The following is a 16672-nucleotide window of genomic DNA, read 5'->3' on the forward strand; positions in this document are numbered from 1 at the left end:
GGACATGCGCCGCTTTCTCCTCATCGCGGTCCCCTACCTGTGGCTTGTTGCCCTGTTCCTGATCCCCTTCGTGATCGTGCTGAAGATCTCGCTGTCCGATATCGCACTGGCGCGCCCGCCCTACATGCCGCAGCTTGATCTGTCGGCCGGGTGGGAAGGCCTCAAATCGTTCTTCGCCGCGCTCGATTTCGAAAACTTCGTCTTCCTGACAACCGACGATCTCTACTGGAAGGCCTATCTCAGCTCGCTTCGCATCGCGCTGTTCTCGACGGTGATAACGCTGCTTGTGGGCTATCCGATCGCATACGCCATGGCCCGCGCCGCCCCAGAATGGCGCCCCACCCTTCTGATGCTGGTCATCCTGCCGTTCTGGACCAGCTTCCTGATCCGCGTTTACGCCTGGATGGGCATCCTGTCGAACGAGGGGCTGCTGAACCAGTTCCTGCTGTGGACCGGGATCATCAGCAGCCCGTTGACGATCCTGAACACCAACACGGCTGTCTATATCGGCATCGTCTACACCTATCTGCCGTTCATGATCCTGCCGATCTACTCGGCGCTGGAACGGATGGATGACAGCCTGCTCGAAGCCGCCGAAGACCTTGGCTGCTCGCGCCTCAGCGCGTTCTGGCTCGTCACCGTTCCGCTGTCGAAGAATGGGATTATCGCGGGCTGCTTCCTCGTTTTCATCCCGGTGATCGGCGAATTCGTGATCCCATCTCTGCTGGGTGGCTCAGGCACGCTGATGATCGGCAAAGTCCTGTGGGAAGAATTCTTCTCGAACCGTGACTGGCCTGTGGCCTCTGCGGTGGCGGTGATCCTGCTGCTGATCCTGGTGATCCCGATCATCCTGTTCCAACGCAACGAACAGAAACAGCGCGAGGCGAACGGATGACACAGCGGGATACAGGTTTTTTTGGACCGCAAATCCCCTGGAGGCTCGGGGGTGCCCCTTACGGCCGGTCGGCCGCGCCGGCACTCGAAACCTCGGGAGGCACGCCATGACTCGCTTTTCGTGGTTCAACGCCACCGCGCTGACCCTGGGCTTTGCCTTCCTTTACCTGCCCATGATCATTCTCGTGGTTTACAGCTTCAATGCCTCGCAACTGGTTACCGTCTGGGCTGGCTTCTCGACACGCTGGTATGGCGAAGTGCTGCGCAACGAGGAATTCCTGAATGCTGCTTGGGTCACGCTCAAGGTCGCGGTCATCAGCTCCAGCATTGCAACCGTTCTGGGGACCATGGCGGCCTATGTGCTGGTGCGCGCCGGGCGGTTCAGCGGGCGCACGCTGTTCTCGGGCATGATCTATGCCCCGCTGGTCATGCCCGAGGTGATCACCGGCCTGTCGCTGCTCTTGCTTTTCATCGGCATCGGTCTCGACCGGGGCGTGCTGACCATCGTTCTGGCCCACACCACGTTTTCGATGTGCTACGTGTCGGTGGTCGTCTCCTCCCGCCTGATCAGTTTCGACCAATCCCTGGAAGAGGCGGCGCTCGATCTCGGGTGTTCCCCGTTCGAAGCGTTCCGGCTTGTCACCCTCCCGATCATCGCCCCGGCGGTAATCTCGGGCTGGCTTCTGGCCTTCACCCTGTCGCTGGACGATCTGGTTATCGCCAGCTTCACAACCGGCCCCTCGGCCACGACCCTGCCGATCAAAATATTCTCGGCCGTGCGCCTTGGCGTCAGCCCCGAGATCAATGCGCTCTCGACCATCATGATCGCCATCGTCACGGTCGGCGTCATCACGGCATCGCTTGTGACGAAACAGGCGGCCGTCAGACAGGCGCGGGATGAACAGCTGGCCGAACGCCCCCTATGAGGCGCATTTACGAGCCACTGGCCTATGACACGCCCGCAAACTGCTGGTGGCGCGACACAACACCCCCCGCAGACCAGCCGCAGCTTGACGGCGACCACAGGACAGAGGCCGTCGTCATCGGCGGCGGCTTCACCGGGCTGAACGCAGCCCTCGCACTGGCGCGGTCGGACGTGAAAGTCACCGTGATCGACGCGGAACAGCCCGGCTGGGGAGCATCTGGGCGCAATGGCGGCTTCTGCTGCCTTGGCGGGTCGAAGCTGGGCGGCGGTCTGATGGCGCGTCGCTTTGATCAGGACCAGCGCAGCCAGTGGCACAAGACGGAACGCGCGGCGGTCGACCATGTGGATGCGCTGCTGTCGGAAAACGGCATCGACGCAGACCGCCATTCGAATGGCGAAACACTGCTGGCCCATACGCCCAGGGCCATGCGCGACATGCTGGCAAGCACAGATGAAGCCAAGGCAACCTATGGCGTCACGCCCGAGATCATTCCCGCCGAACAGCTGCGCCAACGCGGCCTTGGCGGGGCGTTTCACGGTGGCGTCACCCTGCCCATCGGCTTCGCGCTCAACCCGGCGAAATACCACGCAGGCCTGGCCCACACCGCACAGGGCCAAGGCGCCCGCCTCTTTGGCCAGACGCCTGCGCAGTCGATCACGCGCACCGGCCGCACATGGCGCGTGACCACCCCGTCCGGAGTGATCACCGCCGACACCGTGATCCTCGCCACCAATGGCTATTCGTCCGAGGACGTGCCGGACTGGCTGCGCGCCCGGTATGTCCCGGTGCAATCGTCGATCATCGTCACCCGTCCGATCACGGAGGGCGAGCAAGCCCGTCAGGGCTGGACGAGCCTCCAGATGTGCTATGACAGCCGCATCCTGCTTCACTATTTCCGGCTCATGCCCGACGGACGGTTCCTCTTCGGCATGCGTGGCGGTCTGCGTGCAACGCCACGCGCCGAGGCCGCCCTTTCCCATAAAATCCGCGCGGATTTTCATGCGCTCTTCCCGGCATGGCGGGATGTCGAGGTCACCCACGACTGGTCAGGGCTGCTCTGCCTGATGCGCAGGCTGACGCCTTTTGCCGGGCCGGTGCCGGACCATCCCGGCCTCTTTGCAGCCATGGGCTATCACGGCAATGGCGTTGCGATGGGCAGCTATCTTGGAGCGCGGCTGGCCGACGCCGTGCTGGGACGATCACCCCGTGGCCCGGTGCCCGCATTTATTGCCGCGCCGCCCAAAAGGTTCCCGTTCGGGGCGTCCCGCCGCGCGCTCCTTGCGCCAGCCTACACAGCCGCCGCCCTGCTGGACCGGTAGGAACGCCTTTCGAAAGGCGTTTCCGACGCGGTTTGCAAACCGCGTCCAAAGCGCGTTCGAACGCGCTTGACCCAAGCCATTTCGAAATGGCTTGAAAGCGGCCCAATCTCTTGTGCCGCTCTCGCCTGTTCGCTATTCCGGACGGAAACGCGAATTCAGGGAGGAGCGTCATGCTCAAGCGTCCGTTCGACAAGTCGAAACTGCCCAGCCGTCATGTCACCGAAGGCCCCGAAAGGGCACCACATCGCTCCTACTACTACGCGATGGGCATGACCGAGGAAGAGATCCACCAGCCGCTCGTCGGTGTGGCGACCTGCTGGAACGAAGCCGCACCTTGCAATATCGCGCTCAGCCGCCAGGCTCAGGCCGTCAAGATGGGCGTGAAACAAGGCTACGGCACGCCTCGCGAATTCACCACCATAACCGTGACCGATGGCATCGCGATGGGCCACGAGGGCATGCGCTCCTCGCTCGCCTCGCGCGAGGCGATTGCGGACACTGTAGAGCTCACGATGCGCGGCCATTCCTATGACGCGGTTGTCGGTCTTGCCGGCTGCGACAAATCCTTGCCGGGCATGATGATGGCGATGGTACGGCTCAATGTGCCGTCGGTGTTCATCTACGGCGGTTCGATCCTGCCGGGGCGTGCCCCGCAGGTGGACGAGATTCCCGAAGATTTCCGCTCCCGGGACCTGACCGTCCAGGATATGTTCGAAGCGGTCGGACGTCATCAGAACAAGGAAATGTCCGACAAGGCGCTGGACATGCTCGAACGTGTCGCCTGCCCCAGCGCGGGCGCCTGCGGTGGCCAGTTCACCGCCAACACGATGGCCTGCGTTTCCGAAGCGATCGGCTTGGCGCTGTTCAACTCCTCGGGCATGCCGGCACCCTACGAATCCCGCGATCAATACGGCGAGGCGTCGGGCAAAGCTGTCATGGATTTGGTCGAACAGAACATCAAGGCGCGCGATGTTGTGACTCGCAAGGCGCTGGAAAACGCCGCGCGCGTCGTGGCCTGTACCGGCGGCTCCACCAATGCCGGTCTGCATTTGCCAGCAATCGCGCATGAGGCCGGGATCGAGTTCTACCTTGAAGACGTGTGCGACATCTTCCGCGACACGCCCTATTTCGTCGATCTGAAACCGGGCGGCGCGCATGTCGCCAAGGATCTCTACGATGCGGGCGGCATACCCGTCGTGATGAAGGAGCTGCGCAAGGCGGGCCTGATCCACGAAGACTGCATGACCGCTTCGACCCGTACAATCGGAGAGGAACTGGACCTGATCGAGCGTGAATCGGATGGCAAGGTGATCTATTCCATCGACACCCCGATCACCAAGACCGGCGGTGTCGTGGGTCTCAAGGGCAATCTCGCGCCCGAAGGGGCCATTGTGAAAGTCGCCGGGATCGCAGCCGAACATCAGGTCTTCACGGGTCCCGCACGCGTCTTTGAATCCGAGGAAGACGCCTTTGCAGCCGTCAAGGATCGAGGTTACGAGGAAGGCGAAGTCATCGTCATCCGCAACGAAGGCCCCGCAGGCGGCCCCGGCATGCGCGAAATGCTGGCCACCACGGCGGCCCTGTCCGGCCAGGGCATGGGCAAAAAGGTCGCCTTGATCACCGACGGCCGTTTCTCGGGCGCGACACGCGGCTTCTGCGTCGGCCATGTCGGCCCCGAAGCCGCGCTTGGCGGGCCAATCGGTCTCCTCCAAAACGGCGATATGATCACCATCGACGCTGTGACCGGGTCGCTCAGCGTGGATTTGTCGGACGAGCAATTGGCGCGCCGCAAGGCAGACTGGACCGCCCCGCGCGAGACACTCTACACCTCGGGGGCTATCTGGAAATTCGCTCAGCTTGTCGGTCCCACCTATAAAGGCGCCGTGACACATCCCGGTGGCGAAGGAGAGTCGCACCAGTATTGTGACCTGTGACGCGCCGGGTGCACAAACTCTGCGCCGCGCTCCTGGGCGCGGCGGTCTTGATCGGATGTGATGAGATCGACCCATCGGGCCGAATGTCCCTGCTGGGCACATCGGCGGGGGCAGAGGCGTCGGTTCTCACCTCCGCCGGTCTTGCGGGCGGGGACATACGTGTCTCCGGCCCCGACGGGTATTGCGTCGATCCCAACTCCCTGCGCCGTAGCGCCACGGGCGGGTTCGCCGCGATTGCCAGCTGTAACATCCTGTCGGGCGGCGCGCAGGGCCCGGTGATCGAACCGGCCCTTGCAATCGTCACGGTCAGCAAGGCCGATGGTCCCGCGCCGACGCCGGCCGACCTCGCCGCAGCGCTACAGACCGAGCTTTTGAGCACCCGCGAACTGGGCGCCGTGACGGTCGGACAAATGGCCAGCGGCGGGGCAGAGGCATTCGCGGGCAGCGATCCCCGCCACTGGCGCGGCGCGTTCCTGGTCGGCCCCTATCTTGTCGGCGTCACGCTCTATGCGCCCAGAAACAGCCCGCTGGCCAGCACGCAGGGTGCCGCTTTCCTGAACACGGTTTCTTCACGCATCCGCGCCAGGTTCGTCCCTGCCACCGGCGAGAGTGCAGAACAGTCGCAATCGCCGGAGAATGAACAGAGGGCGGGACTTGGCCGTTTATTCGAACGCCGCGATCTGCAACAATGATCCTCAAACGGCAGCCTCAATAGCCGGGCCACCAAGCAGGAGCGAGCAGCTCATGTCGGAAATGAAACCCGGTTTTCTGGACCGCGTGCTCCAGCAATCCGCGCTCAGACGGTTCCGCCGCTGGGCCGAGACCGCGCGCGACACCGATCTCAAGGATCTGCGCCGCAACCGTGCGGTGGCGCGGCGGATGAGATATCACCTCGATGAACTGATCCATGTCGCCGATGACCGGCTTGCCCTGCCCGTGATGGGCAACCAGGCGGTGCCGGTGCCTTATGACGCCGATTGGTCGTGGCGCCCGGAACTTTTTTGCGGGCCGCTTCCGGTACCAGGGATTTCCTCTGTCGAAAACAAATCCACGCTGGGGCGCGAGGTGACCCTGTTTCATGACTGTGCAGAGTCAGAACTGACGCTGCGCCAGCTTCGCAACACCAGCGCCGAGGATCTGGCCGCCTACGGATTGCGGCTGGATGTGTTCCAATTTGACGGATCCTACCTGTCGCTGGTGATCGACCTGCCCGATGCCGCGGCCTATGATCTCAAGCGGCGGCATTTGGTCCGGTTCGACGCGATCGTTGAGCTTGAGCGGCCCCTGGAAGTGTTCGCGCGGCTGAATATCCAGCATGGGCCGAACACGGAACAGATCGTGCGGGAATTGCCCTCGAACGATCGCGCGCTCGTGGTCGAGTTTGACCTGGCCTATACCAATCTGAACGAAAAGCGGGTGGAGCGGCTTTGGGTCGATCTGATCTTCGAGAGCCCGGAAATGAGCCAGGTCGTGCTGCGGGATCTGTATTTCAGCCGCCGTCCGCGCGCCGAGTTGTGAGGAGCTGGGTATGACCGCCTATTCGCTGTCAAAGAGCCGTTTTTTCGAAGGGGTCTGGGAAGGTGTGATCGCCGGGGATGCCGATGACAGCCCGACCCCGCGGGTGGATGTCCGGGTCCATGACCGGGCGGTTCCGGACGTATCGATCGAGCCTTTGCCGGAGCCGGCGTCCTGGCGCATCAAGGTCCCCGTTCCGGCGAACATGATCGCGGACGGGGTGCATACTTTCGTGATCTCGGAGGCTGACCTGGGACTGTCCCTGGGTGATTTCTCGATCATCGCAGGCGACGCGGTGGGCGAGGATATCCGGTCGGAAATGGCCTTGTTGCGGGCCGAGCTGGACCTTTTGAAACGGTCCTTCCGCCGCCATTGCCGCGACACGGCCTGAGCGGCGTCCCACGGCTGGGACGCTGGCACGCCCATATACATCAAGCAGTTACAGGGACGGATTAGGAAAATCTTAAGGTTTGGCCCCGGTCCGGGAAATGCGATGTTCAGATCTTGATCGTCTTGCGCCCTCGCCATGAGGCCGGGCGCGCAGGGCAAAACCGGCAGCAACCGTTTGGCCCCGGGGCCTGAGCCCGAGGATGTGGTGCCAGTCGTCGGGGACCGGCGATTGACCTTCCTGGTCCAGACGGGCAATCATGGCCACACCCTGAACCGGAGAAGATATGTCCCCGTTGCGCGGCATGGCGCTGAAACTCAGCGCTGTGTTTCTATTTGTCATCATGGCATCCCTGATCAAGGCCAGCTCGGATGTGGTGCCGCCCGGGGAGGCGGTGTTTTTCCGATCATTCTTCGCGCTGCCGGTGATCCTTGGCTGGCTGACGTTGCGACGGGAGTTGAGCACCGGGTTGCGGACGCGCAACCCCTCGGGGCATTTCTGGCGCGGCCTGTTCGGTGTGAGCGCGATGGCCTGCGGCTTTGCCGCACTGGGGTTGTTGCCGCTGCCCGAGGTGACGGTGCTGGGCTATGCCGCACCGATCCTGACGGTGTTGTTCGCGGCATTTCTGCTGGGTGAAAAGGTCAGGCTGGTGCGGATGTCGGCGGTGGCGATCGGGCTCGTGGGCGTGGTTATCGTGATGTTGCCACAACTGGGCAACACCGCGATGGGCACCGGCGCGCGCTGGGGTGTCGCCCTGGTTCTGGCGTCGGCCACGCTGCGGGCATTGGCGCATGTGCATATCCGCAAGCTGGTGCAGAACGAAACCACATCGGCGGTGGTGTTTTATTTCGCGGTCACGGCCTCCTGTCTTGCGCTGCTGACATCGCCGTTCGGCTGGGTGATGCCGGATACCGTGACGGCGGTTCAATTGATCGGGGCCGGATTGGTCGGCGGCGTGGCGCAGATCCTGCTGACCGCGTCCTACCGACAGGCAGAAGCGGCGTTCCTGGCTCCGTTCGACTATGCATCGATCCTGTTTGCGTTGGCCATTGGCTATGCCGTGTTCGACGAGATCCCGACCGGTCACACGGTGGTCGGATCCATCGTGATCATCGCGGCCGGGATCCTGATCATCTGGCGCGAGCGTCAACTGGGGGTCAAACGCGGGCCGGCGCGGTCGAACCTGACACCTCAGGGCTGATTGCATTTCCAACGCGGCAGGCTTAGATCACGTCCAGCCAAGACAGGGTGACGGAGCCGCATTGCATGAACTGGATCACCAATTACGTCCGACCGCGGATCAATTCGATCTTTTCGCGGCGGGAAATCCCCGAGAACCTGTGGGTCAAATGCGATGAGTGCGGCACGATGCTGTTTCACCGCGAGATGTCGGACAACCTGAATGTGTGCACCAATTGCGGGCATCACATGAACATCACGCCACGCGACCGGTTTACCGGGCTGTTCGATGCCGGTGTTTTCACCGAGGTGGACGTGCCCGAACCCGTGGTCGATCCGCTGCATTTCCGCGATCAGAAGAAATATCCGGATCGGTTGCGCGCGGCGCAGAAAGCCACCGGCGAGGCCGAGGCGATGCTGGTCGTCACCGGCGAGGTCGGGCGCACACCCGTCGTCGCCGCGGCGCAGGATTTCAGCTTCATGGCCGGGTCGATGGGCATGTATGTCGGCAACGCGATCATTGCCGCGGCTGAAAAGGCGGTCGAGCTGCGCCGGCCGCTGGTGCTTTTTTCCGCCGCCGGGGGCGCGCGGATGCAGGAAGGCATTCTGAGCCTGATGCAGATGCCGCGCACCACGGTGGCGGTCCAGATGCTCAAGGAGGCGGGGCTGCCCTATATCGTGGTGCTGACGCATCCGACCACCGGCGGCGTGACCGCGTCCTATGCGATGCTGGGCGATGTGCAGATCGCCGAGCCGGGAGCGCTGATCTGTTTTGCAGGCCCGCGGGTGATCGAGCAGACGATCCGGGAAAAGCTGCCCGAAGGGTTCCAGCGGGCGGAGTATCTTCTGGAACACGGGATGCTTGACCGGGTGACGGACCGCCGCGCGCTGCGCGAAGAGCTGGTGCAGATCATTCGGATGCTGATGCAGTTGCCGCCGCCCGTGGCCGGGGATCTGCCCGCGCCCGGCGCCGTTGACAGCGCGCCAATGTCGGCCATGCAGGACCCGGAAACCACGTGACAGCAACCCCGCGCTCCGACATCATTCTCGAGCGGATGATGTCGCTTCACCCCAAGATCATCGATCTGACGCTCGACCGGGTCTGGACGCTTCTGGCGGCGCTGGACCATCCCGAGCGCGATCTGCCGCCGGTCATTCATATTGCCGGCACCAACGGCAAGGGATCGACGCAGGCAATGATCCGCGCCGGGCTCGAGGCGACGGGTGCGCGGGTGCATGCCTATACCTCGCCGCATCTGGCGCGATTTCACGAACGGATCCGGTTGGCCGGGACATTGATTTCCGAGCCGCATCTGACCGAGGTTCTGGATGTCTGCCACGCCGCCAATGACGGGGCGGATATCACCTATTTCGAGATCACGACCTGCGCCGCGTTGCTGGCTTTTGCGCGCACGACGGCGGATTATACGCTGCTCGAGGTCGGATTGGGCGGGCGGCTGGATGCCACAAATGTCATCGAACGGCCGGCGCTGACGATCATCACGCCGGTATCGATGGACCACGAAGGGTATCTGGGCGATACGCTGGGCGAGATCGCGGGCGAAAAGGCCGGAATCCTGAAACGCGGCGTGCCCTGCGTGGTCGGTCCGCAAGAGGCGGCTGCGCTGGAGGTGATCGAGGCGTGGGCCGAGCGCGTTGGGGCACCGTTGCTGGTGCATGGCCAGCACTGGCACGTCACCAGCGAGCGCGGCAGGCTGGTCTATCAGGACGAAACCGGATTGCTTGACCTGCCGATGCCAAACCTGCCCGGTCTGCACCAGGTGCAAAACGCCGGCGCGGCGCTTGCCGCCCTGCGGCATCTTGGACTGCCCGACGCCGCGTATGACGGGGCCGTGGAGCGCGCCGATTGGCCCGGACGGATGCAGCGGTTGACCAACACGACGCTGAATGTCCTCGCCCCCGATGTCGATCTCTGGCTGGATGGCGGACACAACCCGGCTGCGGGAGAGGCCCTCGCGACGCATCTGCGCAGCCTGCCAAGGCGGCCCACCTACCTGGTTTGCGGGATGCTGAACACCAAGGATGTCCGCGGATACCTGCGCCCGCTGGCCAGCGTGGCCGATCATCTGACCGCAGTGTCGATCCCGGACGAGGCCAATACCCTGCCCGCCGCAGCCACCGCAGCGGCGGCCCGCGACGTGGGACTGCCAGCGCAGGAGGCAGGGGATGTCACGGCGGCCCTGTCGCAGATTGCAAGGGACGCGCCAGGGGCCCGTGTGCTGATTTGCGGGTCTCTTTATCTTGCCGGGCATGTCCTTCGACTCGTTGAATAAACAAAATGTGGCGGGAATCCGCTTCATATTGACGAAACCGGACCAAAACGCCTATATGTCGATCATATCGAGAAGTTGTCGCGGGTTCGCGATTATCCGGGTGTTGTCATGGTATTGGTACGGTCTGTCGGAAGCGCAGCACTCCTGATCGCAGGGGGTCCGCTGCTGGCGCAATCCGCGGCCATCACGGAAAGCGACAGCGCTTTTTCCTTCACCATGAACGGGTCCACCATGAGGGTCACGCGCAGCGGTCCGTCCTGCCCGTCTTCGTGTATTCAGCCGATGCGGGCCGCCGCCGGGGTCGAGACCTTCGGAGAATTGGAAGTCATTGATTTCCTGCAAAACCCTGTCAGCGATGGCTCTGGCCTCTTGATCGATGTTCGGATGCCCGCGACTTTTTCCGCCGGATCCGTGCCGGGGGCGGTGAACGTTCCGGTCAGGACATTCCGGCCGGACAATCCGTACCGATCCGACCTTCTTTCTGCGCTCGGCGTCCAGACAGCCGAGAGCAGCCCCGGTTTTGCGAAGGCATTCACGCTTGTGATCTTCGGCAGCGGGCCGGACGACGCCGATGCGACCGCCGTGATCGGGCATCTTCTTGATGCGGGGTATCCGGCGGGCAAGATCGGCTATTATCGCGGCGGTGCCGCGCGCTGGAGCGCCTTGGGGCTGAATACGGAGGTGGGGCAATGACGCAGGCCGGCACGCATCAAGGCTATATCCGGATGGCCCTCATGGGCACGGCCTTCATCGGTCTGACCGTGGTTTTGATCGTGTTCCAGCCGGGCTCCTCGCGGCAGGCGCAGGTCTCCATCGTCTCGGATACAGTCGACACCAGCGTCACGCGCGATGCGGCCCGGCTGGACGATCTGAACGCCGTGACCGCGCAAGCGGAGGAGGCCGCACCAAAGACCCGGCAGGTCACCCCGGTCAATCAGGACCCCCCCGGCACAGACGGGCAGCGGCCAGCCGTGACAGCGGACCATCAGCCGACAAACCTGCGCGACATGACATTCAGTGCGATATCGCAAGTCAAATCCGCCACCACCGGTCAAGCCCCTGCCCCCGGCCAGCCCGGCAGCCTGCTACACAGCGTTGTCCAGCGCAGCATGTCCACCGATGCACCTGCGGCGGGCAAGCCAACGCCGCCCCGTTCCGAGCCCTTGCACGCGGCGACCGGCGCCGATGACAGCCCCGGGTCCAGAACCTACCAGGTGCGAACGGGGGACACGCTGGTCGGTATTGCCGAGGCACTTTACGGCGATGCGAACATGTCCACGCATCTGTTCATGAACAACACCGAGATCATGCCGCGGCCTGACAGCCTGACGCCGGGGATGGTGCTGACGCTTCCAGCGCCGGTGGCTACTACATCTGGGAATTAAAGCCACTGATAGGAAAATGTGGACAGTGGGCAGCTAAATGTTGACCGATGCGAATCACTATGTCAAAGTCCAGACAGTCCTCGTGAGCGGTCAATGTGACAGTCACGGAGCAAGGGGAAGTTCGGTGTATTTCAGCTCTGACACACGCAAGGTCTCTGCCCGGTTCGGGCGCCCCTGCGGATGTCTGGTCACATCCGGCGACCGCGCCTTCCAAGGCGTATCGCCCCAAGGTGTTTTCGGCGTTTCCTCGCGCCATCATCGACGGAAGGCATAGCAAGGACCTGAAGACAGGCAAAAACAATCGAGCAGCCTTGGAGGTCCTTCGGGACCTCTTTTTTTATGCCTCGCCCCAGCCCTCTGCCTGCATTTCGCGCAACCGGCTGGCCGTGCGTTCGAATTCGAACGTGCCGGCGCCTTCGACATACAGCATTTCCGGCTCTGCCGCCGCTGACGCGATCAGGCGCACGCCGGCTTCGTATAAGGCGTCGACAAGGGTGACAAAGCGTTTCGCCTCGTTGAAGTTCTGGCGGCTGAGGCGGGGAATATCCTCGATGATCAGAACCCGCACCGCCGCCGCCAGGGCAAGGTAATCGGCGGGTCCGAGCATCCGGCCGCAAAGATCGTAGAATTTCACCCGCGCCACGCCGTTGTGAAAGCGCGGCAATTCGATTTCGCGTTTCTGGACATGAAGGATCAGGCTCTCCTCCTGGCCGTTGGTGAGTTCGTGCCACACGCGGTCGATCTCGGCCTTGGCGGTGGCATCATTGGGTGTGAAATAGACCTGCGCCCCGGCCAGCCTGTCCTGCCGGTAATCGGTGGGCGAGGCCAGATGGTGAACCACCATGTGCTGCTTGAGCATGTCGATGAATGGCAGGAAGATTTGCCGGTTGAGCCCATCCTTGTAAAGATCATCCGGCACGCGGTTCGAGGTCGTGACAACGACAACGCCATCGGCAAAGAGCTTTTCAAACAACCGTCCGACGATCATCGCATCGGTGATATCGGTGATCTGCATCTCGTCAAAGGCCAGCAGGCGGACGCTGTCGGACACCGATTTGGCCACCGGTTTTATCGCGTCCTCGACACCCTCTTGCCGCGCCTTGTGAATGGCCGCATGGATTTCCTGCATGAAGGCATGGAAATGTACCCGGCGGGCCGGGATATCGAGGCTTGCCACGAAGAGATCCATAAGCATGGACTTGCCGCGGCCAACGCCGCCCCAAAGGTACAATCCCCTGGGCGGCGCGGGAGACTTTCGGAACAGGCCTTGCCTGGGTGGCTTGCTGAGCGCGGCGCGGATGCGTTCGAACTCTGGCAGAACCGCTTCCTGGGCCGGATCCGGGGTCATCGACCCATCGGCCACGCGTGCGGCATAAATTTCGGGCAAGGTGGTCATACGCGCCGATTACCGCGTCTTTGCGCGTTTGTGGAGAGGGGTTATTCGACCGCGCGGATCAGCTTGCGATCCAGCACCCGCAGCACCGTGCGCAGCTCGTGGCCGCGCTTGAGCACCTGGCCATCCATGCCGATCACCGCGTACTGCCCTTGCCGGTTGCGCAGCTTGGGGCGTTTTTCGATCCGGTAAAGCGGGTTTTCCGCAGTGCGCCGAAAGACCGAGAACACCGCCACGTCGCGCAATGTGGATATCCCGTAGTCGCGCCATTCCCCGGCGGCGACCATGCGCCCATAGAGCGACAGGATCACGCTCAGCTCGGTCCGGTGAAAGGCCACCTGCTCGGGTGCGCCATGCGATGCGGGAAACGGCGTGATACTGTTCATACCCCATGATGTGTGAGAGGCGGGTCCGAAATCAAGCAATTTACCGCGATCGTCTTGTTTTTCAGAGACACCCGGCGCCCGGCTTTGAAAACAGGTGCCGGGCCTGAACGCGATGGAACCGATCCAGTTTTGCGCGACCTGCCATGCCCTGCCTGTGGTCGGTGTCTTCCCTGTTCCTCCTGCCGGGGCACCTGCGAGGGTACCCGCCGGGCGGGTTGCGCGATCATTGGCATGTCTGTCCGGGCGAAAAGGATGTCGCACGCGCCTTTTGACGCTTGCGCATGTTTCGGCGCCGGTCAGGCGAATGACCCCTGGCAGAACCAGCCCGAGGATTTCACCCCGCCATGGGCGTAAAAGAGCCACAGGCGGTGGCCCTGCTTGGTGACGACCTCCCAGTAGTCGCGCTGGCCGCTGCGCCACGCCGGATCATCAAGCCACCATTCCGGCGCGATGCGTTCGGGACCGCGGGTGCTGTGGACATGGTGATCGCGGCCGCGCCAGCGAAAGGTGGCGGGCAGACGCGGCACATCGGCGACCATCACGGGTTCCGGCGGCCACATCAGGAGCGGGCGGAGCTTGTCCCGCTGCGGCCAGTGCCGGACCGGATCGGACCATGCCGCAGCCACCGCCAGGGATGTTTTTTCCGGGATATGGCTGTCGGCGGGCTGTATGCGGGTGATGGCGTCGGTGCCAAGGCGCGTGCCAAGCCGCCCGATCAGCCGGTCCAGAGACCCCGGCACGGCCCCCGCTCTGCGGGCGCGCCCGGCTTCGGTGGCTTCGAGATGGCCCGGAACGGTGCGCAGATGGAGCGGTTCGTGCACCACAGCTTCGAGCCGCAGCATATCTATGCCATAGCCCGCATCCAGGTCCGCTACCTTGAGCCCCAGGAGCGGGCGGATGTGATCGGGGTCGTCAGACGGTCTGGCCAGCGTGACATTCATCCACTGCATCGTGTCATCGGCGCGATATGCCTCGAACCGGAGCGTGCGGGCGCCGCGCCCCTTCTTGTTCAGCGCGGCACACAGGCGGGGCAGCATCCGATCGATGGCGGCCATCACGTCGTCCTCGAGCCCGATGGGATCGGGCAGGCTGAGCCGGGTGGCAAAGCGGTCGGGGGGCGGGGCCGGGCTGACCGGTTCGGGAAGCGCGCCCAGCGCCTGATCCATGCGCGCCACCAGCCCCCGGCCAAAGCGCCGGGCCAGGCCCGCGCGGGGCTGTTCGACAAGATCGCTCACCCGGCGCAGACCCAGCCGGGATAGCTGCGCCATCGTGTGATCCTCGAGCCGCAGCGCAGCGATGGGCAACGGCGCCAATGCCTTGTAGGTCTCCCCCGGCGCGGCAATGCGGGTGTGGCCCCGCGCCGGGGCCGTGGCCCGTGTCGGGGCTGCACCGCCACGCTCCCAGTGCCGCCGCTTGCCCGCCCGCGACCGGGTGGCGCGCGCCTCCTGGTCGATCGCGTCGCCGTTGCGGTGATGCGCGCGCCCCTGCCCGCCGCCGAACCGCGCCAGCGCCCAGGCCCCGCCCAGCGTGTCGGCAATGCCAAGCTGCACCGTGAGGCCCAGATCGGTGCAATCCTGTTCCACCTGTTGCGCCAGTTGCTCCTCTCCCCCGAAGAGATGTGCACAGCCGGTCAGATCGATCACCAGCGCATCGGGTTCCTCGCGCGCGACCCAGGGCGAAAACTTGCCCGCCCAGCGGTGCAGCACACCCAGAAAGGCTGCCTCGGCATGCGGGGTCGACACGCGGGTGAGCAGATCGGCAGACATCGCATGGGCATCGCGCAACGGCTGACCCGCGTATAATCCCGCCGCCTGCGCCAGCGGCGACAGCGACGCCAGCACCTGCGCCTGCCCTGAGTCGCGCACCACGGCAAACGGCACCGTCCCCAGATTGGGATCGTGGCGGATATGGCGTTCGGCGGCCAGCCGGGGAAACCAGATGGACAGGACACGGCGATTGATCATGAGACTCGCGGGCAGCAGATGTTCTATATTTGTTCCATACATCTCGCAGCCCCTGAGAGTCGAGAGAAACCCGGCACGGGTCCGCCGCAGATTCTGTCGGTCGCACCGCTCGTCGCGGCACTGGCAAGGCGCAATTTTCCGGCCCGAGGTGTCGGAATCAACGGGTCCAGCCCCTAGCGCTTGCAAAGCTGCGGTTTTAGAGCAAGGGTCATCGCGAACCGACTATCAAGGGAGACGCATCATGCGCACACGGGCCGCTATTGCCACACAAGCCGGCAAGCCACTGGAAATCACGGAGGTCAACCTCGGCGGCCCGCGCGCCGGGGAAGTCCTGGTCGAGATCAAGGCCACCGGTATTTGCCACACCGACGAGTTTACCCTCTCGGGGGCCGACCCGGAAGGACAGTTTCCGGCGATCCTGGGCCACGAAGGCGCCGGCGTTGTCGTCGAGATCGGGGAGGGCGTGACCAGCCTGAAACCCGGCGATCACGTGATCCCGCTTTACACCCCGGAATGCCGGCAATGCGAATATTGTCTGCATCCCAAAACCAACCTTTGCCAGTCGGTCCGCGAGACGCAAGGCAAGGGCGTGATGCCGGACGGCACATCGCGGTTCACAACCCTCGATGGCGATCCGATCCTGCATTACATGGGGTGTTCGACCTTCAGCAATCACACGGTCCTGCCGGAAATCGCATTGGCCAAGATCCGCGAGGACGCGCCCTTCGACAAGGTCTGCTATATCGGCTGCGGCGTGACCACCGGGATCGGGGCTGTCATCAACACCGCCAAGGTCGAGATGGGAAGCCGCGCGATTGTCTTCGGTCTGGGTGGTATCGGGCTCAACGTGATCCAGGGCCTGCGGCTTGCCGGGGCGGACCAGATCGTCGGGGTCGATATCAACCCCGACAAGGTGGCGATGGCCGAAAAGTTCGGCATGACGGATTTCGTCAACCCCAGAGAGGTCGAGGGCGATCTTGTGCCCTATCTCGTGAACCTGACCAAGGGCGGCGCGGATTATACCTTTGACGCCACCGGAAACGTGCAGGTGATGCGCGACGCGCTGGAATGCGCCCACAAGGGATGGGGCGAGAG

At 63.7% G+C, this 16672-nt stretch carries 16 protein-coding genes; 13 read left to right on the forward strand and 3 right to left on the reverse strand.

Annotated elements, in window-relative coordinates; genetic code table 11:
* Nucleotides 1-4: 4 nt before the first annotated feature.
* From LCF59_RS07325 to LCF59_RS07380, 12 genes are all read left to right on the forward strand, one after another.
* Nucleotides 5-895 (forward strand): ABC transporter permease subunit, encoded by an 891-nt coding sequence (locus LCF59_RS07325; protein WP_292286794.1) that lies wholly within the window; start codon nt 5-7, stop codon nt 893-895.
* A 106-nt stretch (nt 896-1001) separates the two neighbouring features.
* Nucleotides 1002-1820 carry an ABC transporter permease gene (locus tag LCF59_RS07330; RefSeq protein ID WP_292286795.1) on the forward strand — a complete coding sequence of 273 codons (819 nt, stop codon included), beginning with the start codon at nt 1002-1004 and terminating at the stop codon, nt 1818-1820.
* Nucleotides 1817-3139, forward strand: a complete 1323-nt coding sequence (locus tag LCF59_RS07335; protein WP_292286796.1) for an FAD-binding oxidoreductase — start codon at nt 1817-1819, stop codon at nt 3137-3139. Before LCF59_RS07330 ends, LCF59_RS07335 begins: the two co-directional genes overlap by 4 nt.
* A 170-nt stretch (nt 3140-3309) precedes the next feature.
* Nucleotides 3310-5073, forward strand: a complete 1764-nt coding sequence (gene ilvD, locus LCF59_RS07340; protein ID WP_292286797.1) for a dihydroxy-acid dehydratase — start codon at nt 3310-3312, stop codon at nt 5071-5073.
* A gap of 8 nt (nt 5074-5081) precedes the next feature.
* A complete protein-coding gene (locus tag LCF59_RS07345) occupies nt 5082-5765 on the forward strand; it encodes a dihydroxy-acid dehydratase (RefSeq protein WP_292286798.1) in 684 nt (227 codons plus the stop codon).
* A gap of 52 nt (nt 5766-5817) precedes the next feature.
* Nucleotides 5818-6591 carry a DUF6478 family protein gene (locus LCF59_RS07350; RefSeq protein ID WP_292286799.1) on the forward strand — a complete coding sequence of 258 codons (774 nt, stop codon included), beginning with the start codon at nt 5818-5820 and terminating at the stop codon, nt 6589-6591.
* 10 nt (nt 6592-6601) lie between these two features.
* The gene (locus tag LCF59_RS07355) at nt 6602-6979 is read left to right on the forward strand and encodes a hypothetical protein (RefSeq protein WP_292286800.1); all 378 of its coding nucleotides are present in this window, start codon (nt 6602-6604) and stop codon (nt 6977-6979) included.
* A gap of 283 nt (nt 6980-7262) precedes the next feature.
* Nucleotides 7263-8177 (forward strand): DMT family transporter, encoded by a 915-nt coding sequence (locus LCF59_RS07360; protein WP_292286801.1) that lies wholly within the window; start codon nt 7263-7265, stop codon nt 8175-8177.
* Between the two features lie 65 nt (nt 8178-8242).
* Nucleotides 8243-9175, forward strand: a complete 933-nt coding sequence (gene accD / locus LCF59_RS07365) for an acetyl-CoA carboxylase, carboxyltransferase subunit beta (RefSeq protein ID WP_292286802.1) — start codon at nt 8243-8245, stop codon at nt 9173-9175.
* Between the two features lie 35 nt (nt 9176-9210).
* Nucleotides 9211-10449, forward strand: coding sequence for a folylpolyglutamate synthase/dihydrofolate synthase family protein (locus LCF59_RS07370; protein ID WP_292286817.1), 1239 nt, complete (start codon nt 9211-9213; stop codon nt 10447-10449).
* A gap of 108 nt (nt 10450-10557) precedes the next feature.
* On the forward strand, nt 10558-11142 hold the full coding sequence (locus tag LCF59_RS07375) for a rhodanese-like domain-containing protein (RefSeq protein ID WP_292286803.1): 585 nt from the start codon (nt 10558-10560) through the stop codon (nt 11140-11142).
* The gene (locus LCF59_RS07380; protein WP_292286804.1) at nt 11139-11834 is read left to right on the forward strand and encodes a hypothetical protein; all 696 of its coding nucleotides are present in this window, start codon (nt 11139-11141) and stop codon (nt 11832-11834) included. The genes LCF59_RS07375 and LCF59_RS07380 overlap by 4 nt, the downstream gene beginning before the upstream one ends.
* 337 nt (nt 11835-12171) lie before the next feature.
* Here the strand turns inward: LCF59_RS07380 and zapE are convergent, their stop codons facing one another.
* The 3 genes from zapE to LCF59_RS07395 form a co-directional block, all read right to left on the reverse strand.
* The gene (gene zapE / locus LCF59_RS07385; protein ID WP_292286805.1) at nt 12172-13230 is read right to left on the reverse strand and encodes a cell division protein ZapE; all 1059 of its coding nucleotides are present in this window, start codon (nt 13228-13230) and stop codon (nt 12172-12174) included.
* 41 nt (nt 13231-13271) lie between these two features.
* On the reverse strand, nt 13272-13613 hold the full coding sequence (locus LCF59_RS07390; protein ID WP_292286806.1) for a DUF2794 domain-containing protein: 342 nt from the start codon (nt 13611-13613) through the stop codon (nt 13272-13274).
* Nucleotides 13614-13909: 296 nt separating this feature from the next.
* A complete protein-coding gene (locus LCF59_RS07395; protein ID WP_292286818.1) occupies nt 13910-15577 on the reverse strand; it encodes a DNA polymerase Y family protein in 1668 nt (555 codons plus the stop codon).
* Between the two features lie 241 nt (nt 15578-15818).
* Here LCF59_RS07395 and LCF59_RS07400 point away from each other — a divergent pair.
* Nucleotides 15819-16672 (forward strand): alcohol dehydrogenase catalytic domain-containing protein (locus LCF59_RS07400; protein WP_292286807.1); only part of this gene is annotated, 854 nt, incomplete at its 3' end.

It is taken from the genome of Marivita sp. (assembly GCF_020055675.1).
Taxonomy (GTDB): Bacteria; Pseudomonadota; Alphaproteobacteria; order Rhodobacterales; family Rhodobacteraceae; genus Marivita.

Coding starts and splice junctions, on each gene's coding strand:
- ilvD (WP_292286797.1), top strand. CDS start 3,310: ATGCTCAAGCGTCCGTTCGACAAGTCGAAACTGCCCAGCCGTCATGTC.
- zapE (WP_292286805.1), bottom strand. CDS start 13,230: ATGACCACCTTGCCCGAAATTTATGCCGCACGCGTGGCCGATGGGTCG.
- LCF59_RS07380 (WP_292286804.1), top strand. CDS start 11,139: ATGACGCAGGCCGGCACGCATCAAGGCTATATCCGGATGGCCCTCATG.
- LCF59_RS07325 (WP_292286794.1), top strand. CDS start 5: ATGCGCCGCTTTCTCCTCATCGCGGTCCCCTACCTGTGGCTTGTTGCC.
- LCF59_RS07355 (WP_292286800.1), top strand. CDS start 6,602: ATGACCGCCTATTCGCTGTCAAAGAGCCGTTTTTTCGAAGGGGTCTGG.
- LCF59_RS07395 (WP_292286818.1), bottom strand. CDS start 15,577: ATGATCAATCGCCGTGTCCTGTCCATCTGGTTTCCCCGGCTGGCCGCC.
- LCF59_RS07370 (WP_292286817.1), top strand. CDS start 9,211: ATGATGTCGCTTCACCCCAAGATCATCGATCTGACGCTCGACCGGGTC.
- LCF59_RS07335 (WP_292286796.1), top strand. CDS start 1,817: ATGAGGCGCATTTACGAGCCACTGGCCTATGACACGCCCGCAAACTGC.
- LCF59_RS07390 (WP_292286806.1), bottom strand. CDS start 13,613: ATGAACAGTATCACGCCGTTTCCCGCATCGCATGGCGCACCCGAGCAG.
- LCF59_RS07330 (WP_292286795.1), top strand. CDS start 1,002: ATGACTCGCTTTTCGTGGTTCAACGCCACCGCGCTGACCCTGGGCTTT.
- accD (WP_292286802.1), top strand. CDS start 8,243: ATGAACTGGATCACCAATTACGTCCGACCGCGGATCAATTCGATCTTT.
- LCF59_RS07360 (WP_292286801.1), top strand. CDS start 7,263: ATGTCCCCGTTGCGCGGCATGGCGCTGAAACTCAGCGCTGTGTTTCTA.
- LCF59_RS07375 (WP_292286803.1), top strand. CDS start 10,558: ATGGTATTGGTACGGTCTGTCGGAAGCGCAGCACTCCTGATCGCAGGG.
- LCF59_RS07350 (WP_292286799.1), top strand. CDS start 5,818: ATGTCGGAAATGAAACCCGGTTTTCTGGACCGCGTGCTCCAGCAATCC.